21 protein-coding genes are annotated in these 23,093 nt (G+C 44.6%); 12 read left to right on the forward strand and 9 right to left on the reverse strand.

What is annotated here, in order from left to right:
• Nucleotides 1–255: 255 nt before the first annotated feature.
• On the reverse strand, nt 256–1,377 hold the full coding sequence (locus A6E01_RS15610; RefSeq protein WP_065209512.1) for an ISAs1 family transposase: 1,122 nt from the start codon (nt 1,375–1,377) through the stop codon (nt 256–258).
• 41 nt (nt 1,378–1,418) lie between these two features.
• On the opposite strand from A6E01_RS15610, the gene A6E01_RS15615 reads away from it, so the two are divergent.
• The gene (locus tag A6E01_RS15615; protein ID WP_065210661.1) at nt 1,419–2,009 is read left to right on the forward strand and encodes a GNAT family N-acetyltransferase; all 591 of its coding nucleotides are present in this window, start codon (nt 1,419–1,421) and stop codon (nt 2,007–2,009) included.
• Between the two features lie 7 nt (nt 2,010–2,016).
• Here the strand turns inward: A6E01_RS15615 and A6E01_RS15620 are convergent, their stop codons facing one another.
• The 3 genes from A6E01_RS15620 to A6E01_RS15630 all read right to left on the reverse strand — a co-directional run bounded on the left by A6E01_RS15620 (nt 2,017) and on the right by A6E01_RS15630 (nt 4,652).
• Nucleotides 2,017–2,607: a TetR/AcrR family transcriptional regulator gene (locus tag A6E01_RS15620; RefSeq protein ID WP_017028151.1), complete on the reverse strand. Its 591-nt coding sequence runs from the start codon at nt 2,605–2,607 to the stop codon at nt 2,017–2,019.
• A gap of 95 nt (nt 2,608–2,702) precedes the next feature.
• Nucleotides 2,703–3,353, reverse strand: a complete 651-nt coding sequence (locus A6E01_RS15625; RefSeq protein WP_065210662.1) for a DsbA family oxidoreductase — start codon at nt 3,351–3,353, stop codon at nt 2,703–2,705.
• Nucleotides 3,354–3,528: 175 nt separating this feature from the next.
• Nucleotides 3,529–4,652 (reverse strand): IS3 family transposase gene (locus A6E01_RS15630; protein WP_156744628.1). Its coding sequence is split into 2 segments (ribosomal slippage): nt 3,529–4,400 and nt 4,400–4,652, totalling 1,125 coding nucleotides; the frame shifts between segments, so codons are not numbered across the junction.
• 199 nt (nt 4,653–4,851) lie between these two features.
• Here A6E01_RS15630 and A6E01_RS21470 point away from each other — a divergent pair.
• Together A6E01_RS21470 and A6E01_RS15640 are read left to right on the forward strand one after the other, a co-directional pair.
• Nucleotides 4,852–5,025: a hypothetical protein gene (locus tag A6E01_RS21470; RefSeq protein WP_167714329.1), complete on the forward strand. Its 174-nt coding sequence runs from the start codon at nt 4,852–4,854 to the stop codon at nt 5,023–5,025.
• 79 nt (nt 5,026–5,104) lie between these two features.
• Complete coding sequence (locus tag A6E01_RS15640) at nt 5,105–5,530, forward strand: GNAT family N-acetyltransferase (RefSeq protein WP_017028154.1); 426 nt, start codon at nt 5,105–5,107, stop codon at nt 5,528–5,530.
• A 38-nt stretch (nt 5,531–5,568) separates the two neighbouring features.
• On the opposite strand, the gene A6E01_RS15645 is transcribed toward A6E01_RS15640, so the two are convergent.
• The 4 genes from A6E01_RS15645 to A6E01_RS15660 form a co-directional block, all read right to left on the reverse strand.
• A complete protein-coding gene (locus A6E01_RS15645) occupies nt 5,569–6,066 on the reverse strand; it encodes a CIA30 family protein (protein WP_017028155.1) in 498 nt (165 codons plus the stop codon).
• A 128-nt stretch (nt 6,067–6,194) separates the two neighbouring features.
• Nucleotides 6,195–6,461 (reverse strand): DUF3081 domain-containing protein, encoded by a 267-nt coding sequence (locus A6E01_RS15650; protein ID WP_017028156.1) that lies wholly within the window; start codon nt 6,459–6,461, stop codon nt 6,195–6,197.
• Between the two features lie 122 nt (nt 6,462–6,583).
• Nucleotides 6,584–7,915 (reverse strand): MFS transporter, encoded by a 1,332-nt coding sequence (locus tag A6E01_RS15655; protein WP_065210663.1) that lies wholly within the window; start codon nt 7,913–7,915, stop codon nt 6,584–6,586.
• A 138-nt stretch (nt 7,916–8,053) separates the two neighbouring features.
• Nucleotides 8,054–9,250, reverse strand: coding sequence for a multidrug effflux MFS transporter (locus A6E01_RS15660; protein ID WP_065210664.1), 1,197 nt, complete (start codon nt 9,248–9,250; stop codon nt 8,054–8,056).
• A gap of 97 nt (nt 9,251–9,347) precedes the next feature.
• Between A6E01_RS15660 and A6E01_RS15665 the strand changes: the two genes are divergently transcribed.
• From A6E01_RS15665 to A6E01_RS15685, 5 genes are all read left to right on the forward strand, one after another.
• The gene (locus tag A6E01_RS15665; protein WP_065211022.1) at nt 9,348–9,839 is read left to right on the forward strand and encodes a MarR family winged helix-turn-helix transcriptional regulator; all 492 of its coding nucleotides are present in this window, start codon (nt 9,348–9,350) and stop codon (nt 9,837–9,839) included.
• A 448-nt stretch (nt 9,840–10,287) separates the two neighbouring features.
• Nucleotides 10,288–10,473 (forward strand): hypothetical protein, encoded by a 186-nt coding sequence (locus A6E01_RS21310; protein ID WP_026026117.1) that lies wholly within the window; start codon nt 10,288–10,290, stop codon nt 10,471–10,473.
• A gap of 225 nt (nt 10,474–10,698) precedes the next feature.
• Nucleotides 10,699–12,060 (forward strand): class A beta-lactamase, encoded by a 1,362-nt coding sequence (bla, locus tag A6E01_RS15670; RefSeq protein ID WP_198598458.1) that lies wholly within the window; start codon nt 10,699–10,701, stop codon nt 12,058–12,060.
• A gap of 127 nt (nt 12,061–12,187) precedes the next feature.
• Nucleotides 12,188–13,351 (forward strand): dipeptidase, encoded by a 1,164-nt coding sequence (locus A6E01_RS15675; protein ID WP_017029485.1) that lies wholly within the window; start codon nt 12,188–12,190, stop codon nt 13,349–13,351.
• A 1,675-nt stretch (nt 13,352–15,026) separates the two neighbouring features.
• Nucleotides 15,027–16,400: a carbohydrate porin gene (locus A6E01_RS15685; RefSeq protein WP_065210666.1), complete on the forward strand. Its 1,374-nt coding sequence runs from the start codon at nt 15,027–15,029 to the stop codon at nt 16,398–16,400.
• A 134-nt stretch (nt 16,401–16,534) separates the two neighbouring features.
• Here A6E01_RS15685 and A6E01_RS15690 read toward each other — a convergent pair whose 3' ends face one another.
• Complete coding sequence (locus tag A6E01_RS15690) at nt 16,535–17,521, reverse strand: LacI family DNA-binding transcriptional regulator (protein WP_065210667.1); 987 nt, start codon at nt 17,519–17,521, stop codon at nt 16,535–16,537.
• Nucleotides 17,522–17,755: 234 nt separating this feature from the next.
• Here A6E01_RS15690 and A6E01_RS15695 point away from each other — a divergent pair, with 234 nt between their 5' ends.
• The 4 genes from A6E01_RS15695 (at nt 17,756) to A6E01_RS15710 (ending at nt 22,905) form a co-directional block, all read left to right on the forward strand.
• On the forward strand, nt 17,756–19,195 hold the full coding sequence (locus A6E01_RS15695; RefSeq protein ID WP_065210668.1) for a sucrose-specific PTS transporter subunit IIBC: 1,440 nt from the start codon (nt 17,756–17,758) through the stop codon (nt 19,193–19,195).
• A 178-nt stretch (nt 19,196–19,373) separates the two neighbouring features.
• The gene (locus A6E01_RS15700) at nt 19,374–20,333 is read left to right on the forward strand and encodes an aminoimidazole riboside kinase (RefSeq protein WP_065210669.1); all 960 of its coding nucleotides are present in this window, start codon (nt 19,374–19,376) and stop codon (nt 20,331–20,333) included.
• Nucleotides 20,330–21,775 (forward strand): sucrose-6-phosphate hydrolase, encoded by a 1,446-nt coding sequence (locus A6E01_RS15705; protein WP_065210670.1) that lies wholly within the window; start codon nt 20,330–20,332, stop codon nt 21,773–21,775. The genes A6E01_RS15700 and A6E01_RS15705 overlap by 4 nt, the downstream gene beginning before the upstream one ends.
• Before the next feature lie 221 nt (nt 21,776–21,996).
• Nucleotides 21,997–22,905 carry an IS5 family transposase gene (locus tag A6E01_RS15710; protein ID WP_017027019.1) on the forward strand — a complete coding sequence of 303 codons (909 nt, stop codon included), beginning with the start codon at nt 21,997–21,999 and terminating at the stop codon, nt 22,903–22,905.
• Nucleotides 22,906–23,093 lie beyond the last annotated feature (188 nt).

The raw sequence follows: 23,093 nt of genomic DNA on the forward strand, positions 1-23,093 counted from the left end.
TTAGTGCAAGGTTTTAATGTGGTTTGGCTAGAAGTGTGGGAGAAGGCTAAGATTTGATACTTTTATCAGTTATATAAATATGTATCTTCTTTTGTGAGAAAGAACCTAAGAGACCTTATTGTGATGGACAAAGTCTAACTATTGATATGTTAACAAGGAATAAAGTAATGTGGTTACGCGAAACTGAGATGGAATCAAAAAAGATAAAGCTTGCGCCATTGAAGCGTGAACATGCCAGGGTGACCGCATGAGTGCCTAGTTTTTCACCACTCGAGTAAAACCAGCACTTAATACTGCCTCTAGCATCGATGTATTCATCATGCAGCGCTTTTGCTTACCAACAATGCTTAGCTTGGTTGGCTCTTCTCGGAGCATGTTCAAGCTCATATGACGTAGGCATGATAGGTTCTCTGCACCGTGATCTTTGTATATCAGGCATGCATCTTCATTCATGGTGACATCAAGTACCCAGTGCATTGACTCTATGCCCCAATGTTCTCTGACAGCCATAGCAGCTTGCTCTGCACTAAGCTCTTTGGAGCTGATGTAATAACGGTACTCTAGGTCGACAGATTTATCTTTCTCAAGGCGAAAGTTTTCAACCATCACAATGCTCTTCAAGCCTTTCCAGCGAGAGAAATTACCTTCAAGTTTTGCACTGTCAAAAACATAGCATTGACGAGACTCTATACGGCCATGTCCTTGCTCAAGAGAGATGTTATCAGCCACATTGGCTCGCTGAGAAGAGAATGCCTTTTCTATTGCTTGTCGGAGTTTTCCTTGGTTGCTCTTTACGGCAAGCAGGTAGTCTCCACCTTGATCTACAATGGCTTTAGCAATCTTGGTTTGACAGGCCATAGCATCAATAGTTACTAGGGCCCCCTTGATATCGAGCATCTTTATCAATTCAGGGATCGCTGTAATTTCATTGCTTTTTTGTTCGGTTTTTAGCTGTCCCAGTACGAGCTTGTTGGACGACGCATAAGCACTAATCATATGAATGGTGCTCGTCCTGTCTTCACGATTATATGAGCCGCGAAGTGTTTTTCCATCAATCGCAATCACTTGACCTTCGGTGAGAGTATGAATTGATGACATCCAGTTAATGAAGCACTCATGGAACTGTTCGGGTTCAATGGTAGAGATGATACGAGCTATTGTGTCATCAGCAGGAATACCATTCAAAAACAAGTCATTACGCTTAAACCAATCATGATGACCGAGAATGTATTCACGAATATCGAACCAACCTTTCGCGCCTGCAATCACTGCACATAGCGAGCCAAAAAGGACTTCAAACAGGCAATATGTGACCTTTGCACCTTGGCGTTGGTCGATAATCGTTTGAAAATGTTCTTTGAAGTGGTCAATGTGCATGATGCTCTCCCTAAAAAGGGAGTATATGATCACAGCTAAATGTGATCGTCAAATCAATCGTGATTTTGATTGAAAAACGTTCACGATCTCACCCTGGTGAACATGCCGATGCACTTGTCATTGCGGCATCCGATGGTGAGCTTTGGAATTTGTGGTTTACGTCTGTCCCTAGTGCAGAAACGGTAAGTCGCTATATCGATACTGCCCTTGAGCAACAAGCTTTGGGTTTAGCTGTCCCGTTTGTTGTAATAGAGAAATCCACTGGACATATCATAGGCTCGACTCGATTTTGTAATGCAGACCCGGTGCATCACAGAGTAGAGATAGGTTACACATGGTATGCGAGTCGCTTTCAAAAAACGTCTGTGAATACCGAGTGCAAATTGCTACTTCTCTCTCATGCTTTTGAATCTCTAGAGGCTATCGCTGTAGAGTTTCGCACTAGTTGGCATAACCAAGCTTCAAGAGCAGCAATAGCCCGATTAGGAGCTAAACAAGATGGTGTATTGAGGAATCATCAAACACTGCCCAATGGTGGTTATAGAGACACCGTCGTATTTTCAATTCTCAATAGTGAATGGCTGAGTGTAAAAGAAAACCTCGAATATAAGCTATCTAAGTACCGTAAATAACGGGATTCTAGCGAAATGGACCATCTTCAAAAATGCCATCAATAAACTTCTCTACTAGAGCGACTTCATTGGTGGCGCGGGCGAAGGTTCTGAGGCCGATAATTTGAACTTGAACGTAACGGGCTAGCTCAATAGGGTCTTTACCTGAGCGGATTTCTCCAGCCTCCATTGCTTTAGTGAGTATTGATGCCAACTCTGCTTCTACATTGCCAAGTAACTGTTTAGCCAGTGTCAGTAATTCTGGGTTATCCGTTTCTGTTAATTCAGCAACAGATTTTACCACCATGCACATGCCGCTAGGGGCGGATCCTCTGCCTTCGATTATGATGGTTTTAATAAATGTCTTTAAGCCGCCAATATTAGAGTCGGAGTTCTCTAAGCTGTGGTTTAAGATCTCACCACCTTCTTCAGCGTAACGTTGGATTGCCTCTTTGAACAAATTATCTTTGCTACCAAAAGCGGCGTAGATACTACCTGGGCGCATATCAAGGGCGTCTTGCAGTGCGCGCATTGAGGTGCCGTGATAGCCCTTTTCCCAATAAAGATCTTTGGCTTTATTGATGACATCGTCTCTATCAAAAAGTGCACGTTTGCCCATGGTATTACCTACTGCCTTTAAAATTGCTCACACGCGGATTATAGCGAGTAAATTAACGATCGTTCAATACGGTACCAATCGTACTAAATAACGGTTCATTCTAGCTCTTTGCTTAGCTCGAGTAAGATCTGTTTATAGTTTTCTACTGGGTGAGCACCTGTCACCGCGCTCTCTCTATTAAAGATCACTGTGGGTACGCCTGTGATGCCCATCTGCTGCCACTGGGCTTCTTGACTTCTAACCTCATTTTTAAGCTCTGGCTTGTCTAACCAAAGCAACCCTTGATCACCATCCAAACCAACAGCAGTAAGCTCTTGTTTTAGGATGGCGCGATCAGAAACGTCTTTCTGTTCACTGAAAAAGGCGTTGAATAGCCTCAGTTTCAGCTCTGTTTGTTTGCCATGCTGTCTGGCGTAATCCAAAAGCACGTGGGCTTCTAGTGTATTCACCATCTTCATGTCATCGAAATAGTTAAATTGAAAGCCATGTTCAGCGCCAGCCTTTGCGATTCTTTCTCGCGCACTAGCACTATCTTCAGGGCTACTACCGTATTTTCGAGCTACATGATCTCTAAGGTTTTCACCCTCAGCGGGCATATCAGGGTTCAATTCAAACGGTTGCCATTCAATATCAATCTTGTCTTGAAGCGCTAGCTCGTTGATTGCCGCTTGCAGGTTGTTGTAACCAATAATGCACCAAGGGCAAACCACGTCTGAAACAATATCTAATTTTATTTTACTGCTCATCAACTCATCCTCGATGGATTTCTATTATTGAACGATCGTTACGATTAAATAATACACCGATAGAACGGAAAGGAAAGAAAAATGTAGAGTGAGACTTATGGTGTATTGATGTGAAGGTAGAAGTGGACCCCAATGGTTGGACACATAAGCTAATTCCTTAAGTGGTTGATCCAGCTCATGCAGCGTATCTCTGCCTACCGAAGTAGACTTCATCAGGGGTTAGGTCATTGAGGCCTTGATGGTTACGCTCCTCATTATAAAACACCATGTAGTGGCCGATTTCAAGTTCGGCTTCACGGGGCGTGGTGTAAGCTTTTAAGTAAACCTCCTCATATTTCAGACTTCGCCATAATCGCTCGATAAAAACGTTGTCGATCCAACGGCCTTTCCCATCCATGCTGATCCGTACGCTATGGTCGAGCAACTTCTGTGTGAACTCAGTACTGGTAAACTGGCTGCCCTGATCTGAGTTGAAGATATCGGGTGGTCCGTAGTGTTGAAGCGCATCTTCAAGAGCATCAATACAAAAGCCTGTATCCATGGTGTTCGAGAGGCGCCAAGACAACACCTTACGGCTGTACCAATCGATAATGGCAACCAAGTACAGGAACCCTTTAGCCATCGGAATGTACGTGATATCAATAGCCCAAGCTTGGTTGGGGTAAGTAACTTCGATGTCACGCAATAGGTAGGGATAAACCTTGTGTGCTTTGTTCGCCAGTGTCGTTTTTGGCTTGGGATAAATCGCTCCAATGCCCATTTCACGCATGATCCGAACGATACGCTTGCGATTAACCTTATGGCCTTTTTTAGCCAGCTCAGTTCGAACACGCCTACTGCCCATGAACGGATACTGAAGGTGAATTTCGTCAATCATTCGACGCAATTCAATCTCCTCAGTAGAAAGTCCGATGGGTTGGTAATAAGCCGTAGAGCGAGCAATATTAAGAAGCTCGCACTGGCGCTTTATCGGTAGTTGGGTGGATTTATCCAGCGAACTCTTTCGCTGTGCTCGATCTAACGACCGAGCACTTTCGCCAAAAAATCATTTTCCATGGTCAATTGACCGATCTTAGCGTGAAGTTTGTCCACGTCTTCAGAATTGTCTTTGCCCAACTGACTTTCAGAGGCAAAGATCATGGCTGCATTTTCAAGCAGCTCTTTCTTCCATGTTGAGATCTGGTTGGGGTGCAGGTTGTACTTCTGTGCTAACTCAGCGACAGTTTTATCACCTTTAGCGGCAGCCAATGCCACCTTAGCTTTAAATTCGGGAGAGTGGTTTCTGCGTTTTCTAGTCATAATCTGCTCCAGTATTTCTGGGTACTATCAAAACAGATCAATCACTTAAAGTCATGTCCGAAAATCGGGGACCACTTCTGGTGTACGGCAGTGTTAATTGCGTTAACAACAGTGAAAAATTAGCTTAGGTCAAACTAGGCTAGAGTGGGCTAAGGTAAAGTGAATGAGCCGTTATTTCATTTCAAGGAGTCGTTAAACAATGGAACGTTGTGGCCAATGTAAGCAGTTCACTAGAACCCGAGAAAATACCAAAGACCTTTGTGGCGCTTGGGAGCAACCAACGTCAGCCAAAAGACAGGCCTGTGAGTTTTTCATCCCTAAGGGATTTAGTTTCTTTGACAAAGAAGCCAATAGAAGTAACCCTCAGAGTTAATTGGCAGTCATTATCCTTTGAGATTGGCTAGGTCACTGTGTGTTGGGAGCAGTCACTAATGAAGGGATGTAAGTAGAGCATGCGAATTACTGAATACCATCCTAGTTTTGCATCTGATTTAAGTGAGATTTATCTTGAGTCAAGAACGACAACATTTACATGGCTAGACAGTAGTGATTTTAAACTTTCGGATTTTGAGAAAGATACAGAGGGTGAAACAATTTTATTGGCGGTGTTAGATGAAAAGGCCATTGGCTTCATTTCAATCTGGGAGCCAGAAAATTTTGTGCATCATCTGTATGTAAGTAGCGAACATCTTGGAAAAGGGGTCGGCAGTTTACTGCTCACCAAAGCGCAATCTATGTACGGAAAACTGAGCTTAAAATGCTTGGTTGAAAATCAAAATGCCATTCGGTTTTATGAGTTAAGAGGGTTTACCAAGAAAGCGAAACATCGAGACAGTATTGGTGAGTACTATTTAATGCAAATGAACACTGTGGATTGATAGATAAAGTGCCTATTTTGTCTGTAATTGTATGAGTATCAGTGGATTATATCACTGGATGTAAATTGCATTTTCAGGAGCTTTAGAGAGAAAGGCCCCTCTTTCTTGTCTGCAATTAAAAAGCCTATCTGTTCAATATCTTGTGCAACAAGGGTAGGCGCTCCCATTATCAGTCTACCCCTGAATACTGCTTGGAAATCGTCTAACTGAAATACCATAGTTTGCTCCGTTCCATTTGTGGTGGAAAATTCATGCTTGTAGGTAATTCGATCGCCGTTTTTCCATGTTGAGAGTCGGAGTTGATAGGTTCGTCCGTCGCCAATGAAGGAGAGTTCTACTTGATCTTTATTCGGCGATAATGGCGCTATAGAGCGGTTGATTGAGCTGAAACCGCCATTGTTGGCTAACGATAGTTCTCCCTCAAAAAGGCTATGATTGCCATCAAAGGTGAAGCGTCCTTGTGAGATGCCACCCATTACATTGTCGTTGACTGCCTGCCACTGTTGATACTCATTGGGTTGGGTAAAATCAATCATAGTTTCCTCTGAAGCTGCGACAAAATGACTAAACAAAAGAGAAGCAGTCAGCAAGGTCCATAGGCGAAGCATTTGTGTGAAACGGCAGGCAACGCTGGTGGAGGATGTGTTCGAGCTTATAACCTGCATCATTGTAATGGCTTGCTGGCGGTCAGTGCTAAGCAACGATTAAGAAACTCTGCATAACTAGATGGTTTGTCGTATTCGACCTTCAATGATCCATGAAACATCAGGGTCACAGTGACGTCTTTGAAGCCTAACCAACAGGTGTAACCGTCATAATCGTGCCATGCGCACATCTCCGCCAACACATATTGATGATCTTGCTTTGTTCCAGTGGAACGAATGCAGTCAAACACCTTAAGAAAGTCCATAACGCTCAGGCGGTTATCCATGTTCACTTCCTACCATTGATTCGTTGCCTCTATTGCTTTGCTTACGACCTGGTTTTGTATGTCGATCACTGGCCTTTAGTGAAGCCATTGCTAAACAGATTAATTGTCTTGATCAGTATCGGTTAGAAAATCGTTTTCTGTTTGTTTTTGACATAGAAAGCGGCGCTGACTGAAATGAACAAAAACGCAAAGTAGTAACAAAATGAAGACAGTGAGGCTAGAAAGTCTAGGTGCTGTTCTATTTGTTGTTCGGTGTAGTTTTGAGACACCAATTTATAGTAGTACGCATATAAAACACCTATTGAGCCGTAACCTAGATTAAACATCAGCCCCTTAAAGCTTAATACCGTCGCTCTGTTGTGGGATTCTGTCTTTCTATTAAGGTGGTAACTGATGAATATGTTCATCGTCATGATGATGAAAATCAAAAGGAGTACGGGGATAACCCCATATATTGACCAGCCTAAGCTGATCCAATAGTAGGTTGCTATGGTGGCTACACCCGCAACGGCAAGGAAGATTTTTGGTTCTGTGCTCTCTGCTAGTCTTCGACTTTGCCCAGCTAATAGTATTTTAAGTACGCTGACTCCAGCACCAATCAAGCCAAAATAGATAATAGGGATATCAATAGCGCGATAATACTGGCTATTCATGGTTAAGAACATGCGAGAAGTATGCTCAAACAGGCTGTAGTAGAGCAATATAAACAGTACATACGGTGTCGAAAGCACCCACTTTCCTGTGTTTAGTGTCAGTCTTAGACTTGCTATTGAGGTAGCAAGTTTACTGTCATGCTTGGGCAGTGTATCGCGGTCTTCCTGCATATTTATGGCTGCATAAATGGCAACTATCGCCACCAATAGAGTCGCAAATACTGGAATTCGCATGATGTCTTGGGTGGTTTCAGGTGCTGAGAGCCCAATAAACTGATAGATATGAGTCATAAAATTCACATCATACATAGCCGCACCGATCAGGGTAACAAAAATGCCAACACTAGAAGCAATACGAAGTTGTATTTGCAGCACTTGCGGCCACGCTTCCTCTTTACCTTGCTCCTTTAAGGTGTCATAAGCCAAGGCTTCATCGGCACCACTGGCTAGCGCCATAGCCAAACCACTTAGAATTCGGTTAATCAAAAACACAACGAATACCAAATTGGCATTGTCAGTAGGAACCACCGCGATCATGGCGATCTCAATAAACATGATCACAGAAGAGAGTACCACTAACTTTTTGCGTCCCAGGGTATCGGCAAACGCTCCTGATGGGACCTCTGCGAGAACGATGGTCGCGGCCCATACCACGTTAAGCATTGCAAATTGGGATAGGGTTAAGCCGTAATCTAGGAAGAGTAGAGTAAAGATAGGATAGTAAAAGCGCGCAAAGTAGCTGCAGCGAAACATTAAGAAGTAACGAACGTTACGGATTTGCAGGATCTCTTTGAGCGTCATTAAATTGTCTTTATTTTGAATAACATAGATTAGGTATATACCTACTTCACCCTAATGGTAAAGGCTTAATCTTTGAAATAACAAAATGCGTTAAAAAGGGGAGCACTGTGTGCACCCCTTTGTTTTTAAAAAATTACCTTAGGTTTCACTTTGTAACGGCACTCGATAGACACCATTGTGATTGTTGGCCTTGATCGCGCCAAATAATGAAATGAGTGACGCACAAAGCATGATACCGACAATAGGCCACAAAGAGTCTTTACTTAATAAGGCTGCGAGTGCGCTAATGCTTGCGGCGGTAAAAAACTGTGTGGCCCCAAGCGCTGCAGAAGCGACACCAGCCCCTTGTCCAAAATGCTTCAGGAAGCTGGCATTTGAGTTTGCCATGATGCCGCCATTGGCGGAAACGCTGACAACAAAGCCGACCACCGCAAACCATAAGTTATTGGGTGCAACGAGTTGTGAGGTAACTAATAGTGTTGTGCCAAGTACCTGAAGACCAATAAATTTAACCAATAGTGTTTCAGGTGAATGATAGCTCAATAGGAATGAGTTGATTCGATTCACAATAGCAACACCTATGACGTTTACTAGGAAAAGTGCAGAGAACATCTCTGGGGTCACGCCAAAATGAATCATGTAAGCAAACGCACCGTTTGCAATAAATGTCATCAATACAGAAAAACTAAAGCTTTGTGAGACCATGTAGCCCAGTGCTTTAGACTCTGTAAACACATGTTTGTAACGAACGGGAGTGGTGGTTGATGCACGTTTTTTGGCTTTAGGTAAAACGCGAGTAGCAACAAAGGCGACCACTAAAGCCAAAGTGCCAGAAATTATAAATATCCAGTGCCAACCTAGCAGGTTCATAATCGCCGTACCCACGGAAGGCGCTATTGAAGGGGCGATCATGCTGATCAACGCGATCAGCGCGAACAGTTTTGCTGACTCACTGCCTTCGGTGTTATCTCGGATCGTTGCAGGAACGCCAACGACGGCAATGCCTCCACCTAAAGACTGCAATATACGCCAAAACCAGAAACTATGAACACTTGCTGATAATGCAAGCATGAGGCTACAAAATGCAAATAGCACTAAGCCTGCAACCATTACCTTCATTCGGCCAAATTTGTCTGATAGCGGTCCGCCAATTAACTGACCAATGGCTAGACCGAAGATATAGATACTGACCGTAATTGAAATCATCGCTGTATCGACATTCAGTTCGTTGGCAATACTGGGGATAGCAGGTAGGTAGCTATCAATTGCAAACGGCGTCATCGCAAAAACCGCGGCAAGGAGCACAACGAGACTGCGGCTAATAGAATTCTTCATTAAAACCTCATTTATCTTTCCAGAAAGATAATAAGTGGATATTATCTTCCTGGCAAGATATATTTCAATCATTAGCAATCACAATGAGTTGGCGAGTATGTCTAAACAAGAAAGCCTAGAAACAATTTTAAAGCTTGGAAGAGCCAACTGGCCGGAGGCGTTCGATAACTTTAGGCCTACGATCCTTATGATTCATCGAATACACAGCCATTTAGATGATGACTTAGGAGACATCATTGCTGTACATGATCTGCAAAAAGCAGACTTCGGCATATTGATGACTTTAAGACGCAGCGGTGAACCCTATTGTTTATCACCTACCGATTTGTATCGCTCAATGCTATTCAGTTCTGGCGGGCTAACTAAAGTCCTCAGTCGCGTTGAAAAAGCAGGTTTAGTTGAGCGACTGGAAAATCCGCAGGATGGACGCAGCAAACTGGTTAAATTGACCGTTACTGGACGCAAACTCATCGAACAGGTGGCGCTTACATTGCACCAACAGGAGCAGCGCCAATTAGATGTTTTAACGGCAGAAGAAAAACAGCAATTGGAGCAGCTTTTAAATAAAGTGTTGGGGCAGTGGGAATGAAGGCTGTGCGTTGCCCAGATAGGACAGCACAAAAAGAGTTTTGATGGAAAAAGTGAATTGAATGAGGGCTTTTGTACTGGTTCTAAGGCTTCATATGTCGAGTTTTGATATAAAACCTAAAGGCTAATGTCTGCCCTCGGCTATTCCTTGCTTTTACCCTAGCAAACTCACTTTTGCCCCGAAATGAGTTGCGCCTCAAAGTTCAAATAATGGTGCTTTGTTAGCTTTGACATACCAAAAGTAATGAGTGGCAAAAGGCAAGACCTGACCCTAGACAGTTGTAATTTTACCGAAGCGAAACACTCAATAACGGATTACATTGTTGGCTATTACAGTAAAACCAGGCCGCATAGTCATAACAATGGATTAAGTCCGAACGCAGCTGAGAGAAAATATAAAATCGGCTACTAAACCGTGGCCAAATTTACTTGACCACTACAATCCATTAATGCCGTTAGCTGAGGCGTGTGAAGAGATTACAGAATATAAGTTAATGAGGGTAAAGGGTGTTGACCCTCAACAGCATCGGCAAGAAGCAGTTGCCAGTGCTATCGAGGCTGCTAATGAGGATAAATGGGAAGAGCATTGCAGCACTTACCTAGTTCAAGACATGGTCGAACACTATGTAACTTGAAATTGTGAGTTACTTGATCTTAACTAGGAGTGTACCCATCAAGACTTGAATGGCTGGATACCGTTTGCCTTTGCTCATAAACACCTCTCATAGAGTTACATTTTAACGCTATTAAGTGATCCAATTCTCGTGTAGTAACGCAAGATCTATATTAATAAGACCGCAAAAGACGGTACGCAGGGCTGGTCTGTTACCCGCAGTAATGTGGATCAGGTCAACGAGATAATGAAACTTCTAGATAATGGTTTAAGAGAAGGGGCAATTGGTGTAGGCGCCGCTTATATGGCACAAGGTTTAACAACTTATGAGCAGTTTGAAGCACAACGAGTTGCCTCTCGTTACGGACGTCTTACCGCTGTACATAACCGCCTTCACCTCAGTTCCGAGACACCTACTGAAGCACAGATAGGTTTTGATGAGGTTTTCGCCAATGCGCTCATACTTAATGCCCCACTTTTGTTGTGTCATGATAACGACTTTCGAGCCCGTATCCGTGGAGGCCTGGGGACAAAGTTTCATGACCGGCACACGCACCTGGAAGGTAGTGAATTCGCAGAGCCTGCTCAGGATCGATCAGGCAACGTTCCGTCTGCTAAAGACTCGCTTTTCTGGGGGATTCAAGACCGAAACACACTGCCGGCAACCAAATCGAGGGTTAGTAACATGAAGAGAATTTTTATAAGCATTCAACCAAAGCAGGTCGAGGCAATTACCGCTCCTTTGGTCGGGCGGGTGGGCTTCGCCGCCCAGCTCATCGGCAGCGATAAGATCATTGCATATAACGGAGACATGACTTTCCCGATGGCGAGTACCTACAAGGTGCCCGCCGCGGTAACCTTACTCAAAAGGGTAGAAGCGGGTGAGGTCAAACTTGATGACATGGTGGAGCTGCATCTTGACGACATGGTTGCTGGCGACAATGTGATTGCCGAGAATTTCGTGCACCCCGGTCTGCAGCTTTCGGTCGCCAATCTGATCGAGCCAATGATCACGATGAGTGACAACACCGCGGCGGACTTCGTTATCTCGCTCGCCGGCGGACCCAAGGCGATCACTGACGCAATGCGGAAGCTCGGGATCAAGGATATGCGCATCGATCGGAATATAAAGGATCTTTTCAGGGACGTGCTCGGCATGGATAGTCCGGCAACCGTGGCTGCGGTTGAGGAATTCATGCAGAGTAATCCCGAGATGGTCACGCAGCTCGTTATGTTTCCGAAAAACCCGAAGTACGAGGCGGATCCGCGCGATCAGTCCACCCCCTTCGCGATGCTTGACCTTCTCATGAAAATCGACAGCGCAACTGCGATCAGCGAAGATTCTCGCGACTTCCTCATCGCGAGCATGTCGCGCACGCGAACGGGCGCTGGCCGGATCAAGGGGCTTCTGCCGCGCGGCACTCCCGTGGCGCACAAGACAGGAACCGCCACCGGGGTCGCGAACGACGTCGGCTATGTCACGCTTCCAGACGGTCGCCGTTTTGCCATCGCGATCTACACGGCGTCGAGCGACACGCCGATGGCCGACCGCGACCGTGCGGTCGCCGAAGTTGCGCGGACGCTCTACGACTACTTTGCCACCAACTGACCGATCGAGAGATCGCCAAAAACATAAAGGAGGACTTAGCCCGATCTATGCAGAAAGAGAATGCTGTCGCGGACTGGGTCAAATTTATATTTTATAGAAGCTAACACTGTTAAGGAAAATTTCAAATATGGACAACAAATCTGAAATCGAACCAAGTAATGATAAAGCGACAAAGTCAGGTGCACCAAAATTACCAGAATTTGAAATAAAAGATTATTCAAAAATCCCTCAACGAACACACAAATATCCTGCATCTGAACGTGCAAAAAAAATTGTTCGAGATTCTATGGCTATTGACAGCCTTTTTTCCGGTCTTTGGCCCTCTCAATGGTCTTCACCTGAAGCACCAGAATTCCATGATGAAATGGACAAGTGCAAAGCCGCTGGATTCAAGGTACTAGCAGCATGTCCTTCCGCAGACTCGTTAGATGCCTCGGTTGAAGGCATTATGAAAGGCGCTCAGTTCTACCTAAGCAAAATGAAAGAACGCCCAGACGACTATATGATGATCCGCACTACCAAAGATATTGATGAAGCGGTAAAACAAAACAAATTGGGTATTTACTTCACTCACCAAGGTACTCAAATATTTGGTGGTGATGTTGATCGCGTAGGACTATGGCGTGAGATGGGCTATGGTTACTGTTTATTGGCATATAATCAACGTAATGATGTGGGTGATGGCTGCTTCGAAATTGAGAACCGTGGTCTAACTGAATATGGAAAAAAACTTGTCGACGCTTATAACCGATACGGTATGCCTGTTGATGTAAGCCATACTGGCGAACGAACCTCCTTAGATGCGATTGAACGCAGTAGCCAACCTGTCATTTCTTCGCATTCAGGTGCGAAAGCCATTGCCGATTATCAGAGAAGCCTTTCTGACGCTGTGATTAAAGGTGTTGCGGCAACCGGTGGGGTTTGCTCAATAAATATGGTGGCTGCCTTTATGGATACATCTAACCCAGATATATTGACGACTGAACAATTATTTCGACATATTGATTATATGGTCAACTTAGTCGGTATAGACCACGTTGGCTTCGGTTCAGACTATATCCCGAACATCAATTTTACAGCGTCTATTATTCAAACACCAATGGGGCAGAACGTATTCCCTGATGGTGGCTATAGTGCCGCTGTAGGAGCAAAAGGGTTTCCTACCCCAGCACCATATCAAATTGTTGCAGCTCTAATTGATACCATGCTTGAAAATGGATACTCAGAAGAAGACTGCAGCAAGTTCTTAGGTGGCAACATGTACCGAGTATTTGATCAAGTCTGGGTATAAGAAGTTTATTAAATTTACTCAATAATTAGCACTTCTAACATCTCGTTTAGAAGTGCTTTTTTAATCGCTTCGAATGAGACTGCAGTTTATGACTGCTCCTAACTTGTTATTGTCCGTGCGACCTGAAGTCGTATGAAGCGTTGTTCACCACGAAGAGTGAACCATCTGTACCACCAGATGCCCCTAGGAGCCTGAATAAAGCAGCGGCTCTGACAATGTAACGAAGCTTGGTCGTTAAACTGAGCGGGAACGGAATCGTGAGAGGACGTTTCTCCTGACAACCACAAGTTGGGTGAGTGCTAGGGGGTCAATATGATGAATGTAATGTGAATCCATTTAAGGCGCGTTATACGATGAAGCAGCGGAAGTGGTTAATACGCTGTAGCCAAAAGGCAACGAGAGTCGGAAAGAGATTGGACAATACTCTTTCGTGGTCATTGCACTCTCCGCACCATTGTGGGCATCTAAGTTGACATTTTACGCGACATACGGAACAGGGTAAGCCTGTATATCTCCCTATGGGAAAGCAACCTGTGAAGGTTGCCGATAGGTGTGCAGGTAAAGGAGGTTAGAAAAAGCGAATGCTACTTTGTAATGAAGTAGATACAGGTTTATATCTGGCGCGAAAGCGAGCTGACTTCTAACTGGTCTCCCGTTGCGAGATAGCTTGAAGAACTTTATTAAAGAAGAAAAGCAAATGATGATTTCGAATGAAATCAGTGCGTCTTCTGACAACGAACCGTGGTTTCTTATTCGTTAAGTGGTCATTGGGGCAGTTTTAAAGCTTTGAGTGTGTATCGCAAAGGTAATTTTGTTACTGGGTGCTTAACGGTGCCTTTGTGGAGGCTTGAGCCGTATGCAGTGAAAGTTGCACGTACGGTTCTGAGGAGGGTGGCACCTGGTAACAGGTGCCGTCTATCCGACAGAGACGTTTCAGCGAATGTCGTAATTCGCCTTTGCCCCAAAGACATTCAGAGTAAATACTCATTTATACCTTGTTAATATGAACTTGCCCGACTAAAAGTTATCCGAATTCCCCCTTGAAATAACGCACTTATAGAGGCTGCGTCATGCTAGGGTAAACCGGCTGTTGGACGTCTAATTAGTGCTATACAAATGCAGCAAGCAAATGTAGCTTAAGAGTTTAGTCTGTTCGCGAACTTGAAGCCTATATTACATCACTGAAAATTCGCTACCGTTTATCATGCTTCATGGCGATTTAGATAAACCAGTACCACTAGATCAAAGTGAGTTACTCAAGCAATTATTAGACAAGTACGGTGTAGAGAATCAACTTTTTGTTGAACAAGGTGTTGGTCACAGTGCTCCGGTCTTTGATACTGAAAAGTGTGTGTCAGAAGTTGTTTATTTTGTCCGAGCGCACCTCCTTCCTCAAACCTTCGAAAAGCCTTCAATGTGCACGATATATTATTTTTCGCCCATTAATCACTTTCACGCGTGACGAAGTTATCATAATTACGCATTTTCGGTAACGTTCCCGAGGGTGTCGAGCTATCATCCTCCCAGATACAAAAGTGAAGTAATCAACACGACTGATTTCTATTTCTTCTTCGATATAGAGCCTATACATCAAAAGTATAAGCCGAAATGCGCTTACGAATTATTTTGGGAACGTTTGCATACAATCCAAAACAATTAACGTGAGAACATAAGAATGAAACTACACACTTTAGCGGTTGCTGTAACAATGGGGTTAATGACGACATCGGTATTAGCAAGTGAAGACGTTGCAGCATTAGAGCAACGTATTAATGAATTAGAACAAAGAGTTGCACAAACGGAGCAGGTTTCTACCGAAGCCAATGAAAAGGCTTCTTCGTTTGAGTTTCACGGCTATGCACGCTCTGGGTTATTGATCAACGACGACCTAAACGGCGCGACAGGTACTGGTCCTTACATGACAGCGGCGGGAGCGATTGGTGCGCCTATTGGACGACTTGGTGTGGAAGATGATCATTACGTTGAAGCGAATTTGATTCATAAGCGCTTTGCGGATGATGGTTCTAGTGCCTTGTTTCGTATCATGTTAGCCGACAGTACTGAAACAAATAACGAATGGACAGCCAGTGAAAGCCAGTTGAATGTACGACAAGTGTATTCAGAACTGAACCGTCTGAGCATGTTCTCTGAATCCGAAGCGTTTTCTGAAGCAACGTTTTGGGCGGGTAAACGATTCGATCGCGACAACTTTGATATTCACTTTTTCGATTCGGATATTGTCTTCTTATCAGGTACTGGTGCGGGCGTTTACGATGTTCAGATGAGCGACAACTGGAAAGCGAATTTCTCAATTTATGGCCGAGATTTTGGCGAGATTGATAGCTCATCAACAGATGTAGAAAACTACATTGCAACCATGAATAACCGTATTGGGCAATGGCAAGTGATGTTGAGCGGCATGACCTCAGCAGACAACGATAGCCGCTTAAATGGCGCAGCTGAAAGCGGTGTACACGCAATGTTTGCGTACCATGGAGACAACTTCTTTGGTCTGAGCGAAGGCTTCTCTAAAACGGGCATGTTAATGGGTAGCGGCCTAGGTGCTGAGCTAAAAGGCATTGGTTCAAATGGTGATCTACTGGATGACGCGAAAGCCGTTCGCCTGTTTAGCTATGGTGTCACTCGCATTGGCGACAACTGGCGCTTAGCACCTGCATTAATGGCAGAGCATAGCCAAGACCGTCTAAAGAAGAATGACGAATTCACATGGGCTTCTTTAAACGTTCGATTGGCTCAAGAGTTCACAGAGAACTTTGAGATGGTTTACGAAGTTTCATTACAGTACATGGATTTAGACAACTCGACAGAGCAAGCGAGCGGTGGTTTCTACAAGGCGACAGTTGCACCAACACTCAAGCTTTCAACCAGCACTGGTTTCTTTGACCGACCAGAACTGCGTTTCGCTGTGAGTTATGTGGATTGGAGTGAAGACCTGAATGGTTACTCGATCAGCACTGAGGCAGATGCTGCAACGATGGGAGAGGGCGGCGAGGTTCTGTTTGCACTGCAGATGGAAACTTGGTTCTAATTACCTGATATATTGTTTAGGTAGAGAGTGTTAATCATGATGTGATAGTCGCATCATCAAATGCCAACCTTATCGTTTCAACTCGAAGGTTGGCATTTTTTATCTTGGGATAACCTGATCTTTGAAATAAATTGCTAGCAAGACTCTCGGTCAATAGTGGTGAAGGTCAACACCATCTTACTCATTTCAAAGCCTTTTTTCTCAATACGGTCGAGTAGCAGCTTGGCTCCATTTTCTCCCGCTTTATCAAACGCATAGTTAAACGTAGACAGCGTTGGTGTGCATACTGAAGCAAGTTCATCGTCACCCACGCCGAGTACCAAGACATCCTTTCCTGGAATGAGTCCAGCTTCCTGAATGGCTCTGATCGCACCGATTGCGATACGGTCAGTTGCGCAGAACAGGCCATCGAGCTTGGTGTGCTCTTTTAGAGACTGTTTAGCCAGTTGGTAACCTGACTCTATGGTGAAGTCGCCACGGGCGTGAAATTGCAGTGTGAGGTCGTTAAATTGAAGCGATTGAGCGAAGCCTTCCGATCTCATCTTATCAACCGCAATATCATCGCCTTGCACGCCGATGAATCCCATATGCTTACAACCTTTCGCTATGAGGCGGTTGCCCGCTTCAAACCCTACGCGAGTGTCGTCGTGCACAATGCTTGGGATGTTAAACATTGACCCGTCTTGACCAACCAATACTACCGGCACAGCAGAGCTTTGAATCGCTTTGACTAATTTGTTGTCGAGGTGGGTCGCGTACAGGATGATACCTTCAACGCGTTTTTGGTTAAATATCTGAATATATTCAAGTTCTTTATGGTGTGTTTGGTGTGTGCTCGCTAATAAAACATGCTTGCCCGCTTGCTCTAAGATGGCGGTTAAACCATCGACACCCTGAGAGGTTGCGTGGGAAGAAACCCTAGGAACAATCACGCCAACCAGGTTGGTTTTTTGAGACTTTAAGTCTTTAGCAACTTGGTTTGGGAGATAGCCACACTCTTCAACCGCTTTACGTACCTTCACCTTGGTTGCGTCTTTTACGCCATACTCATCGTTGATTACTCTTGAGACCGTCGACTTGGAAACTCCAGCGAGACGAGCGACATCATGAAGACTAGCCATTATTCATTATCCATTTGTATTTTTAGTTTTGGGATTGTTTGCAAACAGAGCATCAAATTTACCTGTTATTAGGAGATTTTAACCCTGTTTTCTTATCCTAGGGAGATAATTTGAAGATCATTCTCACAGTATTGAGCCGTTATCTTTGATCATTTGTTATTTCTAGGCAAAAATTTGTTTTGCAAACGTTCCCAAGAATTCAAAAACTCAAATGATAATCCAATGGGGTATGTAATGAATTATCCAAAAATAGCAAAAGAGCTGCTTTCTCTATTAGGTGGTAAAAGTAATATCACCGCACTCGCACACTGTGCGACTCGTCTGCGTCTTGCGGTTGCAGACCAAGATAAAATTGATGAACAGGCGATTGATAACCTAGAAGGGGTTAAGGGCCAGTTTAAAGTAGCAGGTCAATATCAGATCATCTTTGGCTCAGGTATCGTAAACCAAGTTTATGCTGAGCTGGCTAAGCTGACTGAAATGACGGAAATGTCGACCAACGATGTGGCGTCTGCAGGTGCTGACAACCAAAATATCCTGCAACGCGCAGTGAAAGGTCTGTCTGATATTTTTGTACCAATCATTCCGGCGATTGTTGCCGGTGGTCTTTTGATGGGTATCTACAACCTATTGACGGCTCAAGGCTTGTTCATTGATGGCAAATCTTTAATCGACGCTAATCCGGGGTTGACCGATTTAGCAAACATGATCAATACATTTGCTAATGCTCCTTTTGTGTACTTACCTATTTTATTAGCATTTTCAGCGAGTAAGAAGTTTGGTGGTAACCCATACCTTGGCGCGGCTTTAGGTATGTTGATGGTTCACCCAGACTTGCTTAACGGCTGGGGTTTCGGTGGCGCATCGGTGTCGGGCAGCATTCCAGTTTGGAACATTCTAGGCTTCGAAATCGAGAAAGTGGGTTATCAAGGTTCAGTACTGCCCGTTCTTGTTTCTGCATTTATTCTAGCGAAAGTTGAGCTTGGCCTACGTAAAGTTATTCCTTCGGTTCTGGATAACTTGCTAACGCCGCTACTGGCTATTTTCGTGACTGGCCTACTGACATTCACGGTTGTGGGTCCATTTACACGTGATATCGGTTTCCTACTGGGTGACGGTCTTAACTGGCTATACAACAGCGCTGGCTTCATTGGTGGTGCGGTGTTTGGTTTGATTTATGCGCCGTTCGTTATTACTGGTATGCATCATAGCTTTATTGCTATTGAAACTCAGCTGCTTGCGGATATCGCAACGACTGGCGGTACGTTCATCTTCCCTATCGCGGCGATGTCTAACGTGTCACAAGGTGCAGCGGCGCTGGCGGTTGGTTTCATGAGCAAAGATAAGAAAATGAAAGGTATCGCGATTCCTTCTGGCGTGACCGGTTTGCTTGGTATTACTGAGCCTGCAATGTTCGGTGTGAACTTGAAGCTTCGCTACCCATTCATTGCTGCGGTTTGTGCTGCTGCGGTTTCAAGCGCGTTTATCACCATGTTCAATGTGAAAGCACAAGCACTGGGTGCCGCGGGTATTCCTGGCATCATCTCAATATCGCCAGAAAAAATTGGCTACTACGTGGTAGGTATGATTATCGCGTTCGTGGCTGCCTTTGCTCTGACCGTTGTTTTAGGTTTGCGTGAGAGCAGCAAACAAAACATTAAAGCAACAGCTTAACGTTTATCCCTAGAAGTGAAGCCCCCTTTTCACTTCATTTCCTAAGCTTTGGGGTGCTAGCTAGGTGATTTGGCTTAGCTAGCCTTTTTATATTTTTACATGACAGCATGAAGTGTCACCTTGCTTTTGGTTGCTACTGCTTTCGGTTGTCATGATTTTAAGTTTTAAGGTAAGAAAGATGAATCAAGTTTGGGTAACTGGAGATGCCGTCGTCGACCTCATTCCGGAGACTGACGCGACATTATTGAAATGTCCGGGCGGTGCGCCTGCCAATGTCGCGGTAGCGATTTCTCGCCTTTTAGGCAAAAGCGCATTTTTCGGCCGAGTGGGTAACGATCCGTTTGGCACTTTTATGGAAGTGACTCTGCAAAAGGAAGGTGTGGATACCGAGCGTTTGGTGAAGGACCCTGAACAACGCACATCAACCGTGGTGGTTGATCTTGATGACCAAGGCGAGCGCAGTTTTACGTTTATGGTTAAGCCAAGTGCCGACCAGTTTATGTCTGTTGAAGATATTCCCGAATTTAAGAAAAACGAGTGGCTACACGTCTGCTCAATCTCTTTGGCTAATGAACCAAGCCGAAGCAGCACCTTTGAAGCGATCCGACGCATGAAAGCCGTGGGCGGTTACATCAGCTTCGATCCAAACCTTCGTGATGAAGTGTGGCAAAACCCATCTGAAATTAAGTCTGTGGTCATGAAGGCGGTCGAGCTGGCTGATGTGGTTAAATTCTCAGAAGAAGAACTGGATTTCTTAACCGATTCAACGTCGATGGAACAAGGTTTGGCTAACATTGCAGATCTTAACAACACGCTTGTTCTGGTTACACAGGGCGCGAAAGGCGTTTGGCGAGTATTTGAAGACCAAGGTGTGTTGATTTCAGGTCGCTCAGTGATGCCAGTGGATACTACAGGCGCAGGCGATGCTTTTGTTGGCGGTTTACTTGCAAAGATTTCTCAACATGAAGATTGGAATAATCAACAAGTCGTTGATTCTGCAATCCTATGGGCGAATGGTTGTGGTGCATTGGCAACCACGCAAAAAGGCGCGATGACCGCACTTCCAACGCAAGAGGCTCTAACTCAGTTTATTCAAAAAGACTCTTCAAATACGAATGCCGTAGAGGGGAGTGTATGAGTTTGAACTCGAACTGGACGGTAGAGCAAAGATATCGTCGTATAGAAGAGATTTCACAAGACAGCATTGATGCGATGGTCAATCTTCGCAAACAAGACGCTGGCTATCCGAGCTACCATATTGCGCCTAAGTTTGGTCTGCTCAATGATCCGAATGGCCTGTGTTTCTTTAATGGTGAACACCACCTATTTTATCAATGGACTCCAGTTGGCCCAGTCCATGGTATGAAGTACTGGTACCACCTTTCTACCAAAGACTTCGTTCATTTCGAAGACCACGGCATTGGCCTACACCCAGACCAAGATTACGACTCTCATGGTGTTTACTCTGGCGGTGCATTGGTTGAAAACGACAATGCATTGTTGTTCTTTACGGGTAACAAGCGCGATGAAAATTGGCTGCGAGTGCCAACTCAATGTTTTGCCAAGATGTCTGCTGACGGCAAAATAGAAAAGCACGGCGTGGTTATCGAAAACGATCACTACACCGAACATTTCCGCGATCCAAAAGTGTGGAAACAGGGCAACGATTATCTGATGGTTGTGGGTGCTCAAACGCCTCAAGAGACTGGCTCAATGGCGCTATATCGCAGCCGAGACTTGATGAATTGGCAGCACAAAGGTCCAATTCAAACTCGTTACAACGACCTTGGCTATATGTGGGAATGCCCAGATTTCTTTGACATAGACAATCAGTCGGTGATGTTGTTTTCTCCACAAGGTGTGTCTAGCGAAAACCCATACGATTTCAAAAACATCTACTCGGTGGCTTATATTGTCGGTGACCGCTTAAATCTAGATTCGGTAGAACTGGAAAACCACCAAAATATCGCACAGCCAGATTATGGCTTCGATTTCTATGCACCACAGACTTACTTAGATGATAAAGGTCGCCGCATTTTGATTGCTTGGATTGGTCTGCCTGAGATTGATACACCATCTAATGAGCATCAGTGGGCGGGCATGTTGTCGTTGCCACGAGAGCTTCACATCCAAGATGGCTATCTGGTGCAATCGACTTTACCTGAATTGAAAGCGTTGCAAGGCGAAGCTGTCGTGGTTGAGAGCGTTCTTGAACTGGATACAACCGGCTTCATGGTTCAGCTTGAAACGGAAACGGACGAGTTTGAGTTAACGCTTGCTAACGCTGCGGGTGAGAATATCGTGTTCAGTGCTACAGGTTCTGAGTTCATGCTTGATCGCAGTAAGATGTCTCAACTTTACGCGGAAGAGTTTGGCTCTGTGAGAAAAGCACCGAGGTTGAGCATCAAGCAAACCATCGAGCTTTATGTCGATAAGTCGGTGGTCGAAATCTTCATAAATGGCGGTAAACATACAATGACCAGTCGCTTCTTCATTGATGACTTGAACGCGCTGTCCATTACTGATGGTGTGAAAACTGTTTATCACGCAATGAGCCCAGTTAAAGGACTAGATGACTAAGTTGTTACAATTATACAAACCACTTTACTCGTGGTTTGTATTGTCTTGAAGCATTTCTGTAGTGGCCAAGTGAATTGGGCCACTACATTAGAGGCTTTGCTATACTTCAAGTTATCCGCTAAATGCTAATTTAGCATTTCATATGGCGTTGTTGACTAAATCAGTTGAACCTTTTCTAAATCCTGCGATCTGATCCCATGTAGTAGAAGCATGGTGGTGTTATGGGTAAATCGAAGAAGAAGATAGTGAATTGGAGTGAGTATAATGAAGCCTTGTGTAAGCGAGGCTCAGTAACGTTTTGGATTGACGACTCAGCCGTTGAAGCGTGGCAATGCAAAAGACACCATGGAAAACGTGGCAGAGGCTTTCAGTTTTCTGATACTGCTATTGAAACCGCTTTGATGGTTAAAGGGATATTCTCACTCCCGTTACGTGCGCTTCAAGGTTTTATCGACTCCATTTTTGCCTTGATGAACGTCCCTTTGCGCTCCCCAAACTACAGCAGTATTAGCAAGCGCTCAAAGACCGTTCAGGTACAATACAAGAACAAATCTAAAGGCTCAGTTCGCCATATTGCTATTGATTCAACAGGTCTGAAAGTCTTTGGTGAAGGTGAATGGAAAGTTAAAAAGCATGGAGCAGAAAAACGTCGGACTTGGCGTAAACTGCATCTGGCCGTTGATGTTGATACTCATGATGTGATTAGCGCAGAAGTCAGCCTCGTCAATGTCGGTGATAGTGAAGCTCTCCCAACATTGCTGAATCCGCTTCGTAGAAAAGTGCATTCTGTATCAGCAGATGGTGCTTACGACACGAAAAAGTGCCATGAAGTATTGCAGAATAAGGGTTGCAAACCTCTCATACCTCCTCGGAAAAATGCTGGTTATTGGGAAGAGGGACACCCTCGGAATAAAGTGGTCGATGCACTTAAAAGCGATTCGTTAGCTCAGTGGAAAACTGACTCTGGCTATCACGACCGTTCAATCTCTGAGACGGCAATGTCCCGATATAAAGGACTGACTAGCGGAACATTGAGCTTGAGATGTTATAACGCTCAAGTTGGTGAGGCGTTGGCAAATGTCAAGGCGATGAATAAAGTCCTAGGGCTAGGTATGCCCATTAGAAGCTAGCTGGCAAGTTCCGTAGGATAGCTACGTCCTTTTCCTGATTTGATCAACAACGCCATTTCATATAGCACAAAATTGTCCAAAAGCTTCTCAGCGAGTGGTCATCGCTAACTCGGTTCTGTCGGGTGGACGACACTTGTTACCAAGTGCCGTCTCCCTAAGAACCCAGCGTGCAACTTTCACTGCACTAG

Origin of the sequence: Vibrio breoganii, from assembly GCF_001677275.1 — a bacterium.
GTDB lineage: Bacteria > Pseudomonadota > Gammaproteobacteria > Enterobacterales > Vibrionaceae > Vibrio > Vibrio breoganii.

Coding starts and splice junctions, on each gene's coding strand:
- A6E01_RS15610 (WP_065209512.1), bottom strand. CDS start 1,377: ATGCACATTGACCACTTCAAAGAACATTTTCAAACGATTATCGACCAA.
- A6E01_RS15620 (WP_017028151.1), bottom strand. CDS start 2,607: ATGGGCAAACGTGCACTTTTTGATAGAGACGATGTCATCAATAAAGCC.
- A6E01_RS15625 (WP_065210662.1), bottom strand. CDS start 3,353: ATGAGCAGTAAAATAAAATTAGATATTGTTTCAGACGTGGTTTGCCCT.
- A6E01_RS21470 (WP_167714329.1), top strand. CDS start 4,852: ATGGAACGTTGTGGCCAATGTAAGCAGTTCACTAGAACCCGAGAAAAT.
- A6E01_RS15640 (WP_017028154.1), top strand. CDS start 5,105: ATGCGAATTACTGAATACCATCCTAGTTTTGCATCTGATTTAAGTGAG.
- A6E01_RS15645 (WP_017028155.1), bottom strand. CDS start 6,066: ATGATTGATTTTACCCAACCCAATGAGTATCAACAGTGGCAGGCAGTC.
- A6E01_RS15650 (WP_017028156.1), bottom strand. CDS start 6,461: ATGGATAACCGCCTGAGCGTTATGGACTTTCTTAAGGTGTTTGACTGC.
- A6E01_RS15655 (WP_065210663.1), bottom strand. CDS start 7,915: ATGACGCTCAAAGAGATCCTGCAAATCCGTAACGTTCGTTACTTCTTA.
- A6E01_RS15660 (WP_065210664.1), bottom strand. CDS start 9,250: ATGAAGAATTCTATTAGCCGCAGTCTCGTTGTGCTCCTTGCCGCGGTT.
- A6E01_RS15665 (WP_065211022.1), top strand. CDS start 9,348: ATGTCTAAACAAGAAAGCCTAGAAACAATTTTAAAGCTTGGAAGAGCC.
- A6E01_RS21310 (WP_026026117.1), top strand. CDS start 10,288: ATGCCGTTAGCTGAGGCGTGTGAAGAGATTACAGAATATAAGTTAATG.
- bla (WP_198598458.1), top strand. CDS start 10,699: ATGAAACTTCTAGATAATGGTTTAAGAGAAGGGGCAATTGGTGTAGGC.
- A6E01_RS15675 (WP_017029485.1), top strand. CDS start 12,188: ATGGACAACAAATCTGAAATCGAACCAAGTAATGATAAAGCGACAAAG.
- A6E01_RS15685 (WP_065210666.1), top strand. CDS start 15,027: ATGAAACTACACACTTTAGCGGTTGCTGTAACAATGGGGTTAATGACG.
- A6E01_RS15690 (WP_065210667.1), bottom strand. CDS start 17,521: ATGGCTAGTCTTCATGATGTCGCTCGTCTCGCTGGAGTTTCCAAGTCG.
- A6E01_RS15695 (WP_065210668.1), top strand. CDS start 17,756: ATGAATTATCCAAAAATAGCAAAAGAGCTGCTTTCTCTATTAGGTGGT.
- A6E01_RS15700 (WP_065210669.1), top strand. CDS start 19,374: ATGAATCAAGTTTGGGTAACTGGAGATGCCGTCGTCGACCTCATTCCG.
- A6E01_RS15705 (WP_065210670.1), top strand. CDS start 20,330: ATGAGTTTGAACTCGAACTGGACGGTAGAGCAAAGATATCGTCGTATA.
- A6E01_RS15710 (WP_017027019.1), top strand. CDS start 21,997: ATGGGTAAATCGAAGAAGAAGATAGTGAATTGGAGTGAGTATAATGAA.